1 pseudogene is annotated in these 857 nt (G+C 45.7%); it reads left to right on the forward strand.

Annotation, left to right across the window (positions count from 1 at the left end):
• A pseudogene (locus ACS8FD_RS18505) lies at window positions 1–857 on the forward strand (Rne/Rng family ribonuclease); the annotation flags it as partial.

The following is an 857-nucleotide window of genomic DNA, read 5'->3' on the forward strand; positions in this document are numbered from 1 at the left end:
GACTGGCAAACATCAGAAAAAGAACGTCCTGAGCAGCAGCCTACTCGTCAGCCGCGTAAATCAGCTGATAACAAAAGTAGCCCAGACAATCGTGCAAGCAATCAAAGTAACGGACGCGCGTCATCATCGAATGTAGGCCAAAATAGCCATCGAAACAATGGCTCAAATAACGAACCAAAAAATACCGACAACCATCAGCATACTGACAATACGCAAGTAAGTACGCAAGTCTCCTCAGCGCGTGCTGCCACAAGTCATACTACACAGAGTAATCAGCAGGTCTCTACTACGCAGCCAAAAGCTGTTGCTTGGCTGTCTAATCTGTTTGCGCAGGCGCCGCAAGCACAGACTGCAAACAGTGTTAGTAGTCGTGATGCCGCTGAAGCTATTGAGACATTAGTCAATACTGGGGCGCAAAGCTTAGGTTCGTTTGGGCAAGTGGATCGTACAGCGTTAGATAACAGCCAGCATTCATCAAATCAAAGTGATGATCCGCAAAATGTACGTCAGCAAGACGATAACAATACTCAAAGTGTCACTCAATCGTCAAAGCAAAGCGCGCTTGATGATGACAAAAAAGAGAGTCACAGCGACGATAGAAGAAAGCGCAAGTCACGTAAATCAAAATCTTCTAAATCGCGTCAAAGAAAAGATCAGCGCGATGACAACGATAGCGCAGATAATAGTACAGATGATACCAACGATAATAATCGATCTGATACGCAAGATGGACGCGAACGTGATAATAAGCGTGGCAACGATCGTAACGGCAATCGTCGAAACACTCGCCAAGACAACCGTAATAATAATCAAAATGCCAGCGAGCGTACAGAAGATAGTACCTCGAGCGAGCAGTC

The organism is Psychrobacter sp. 1U2 (assembly GCF_051847575.1).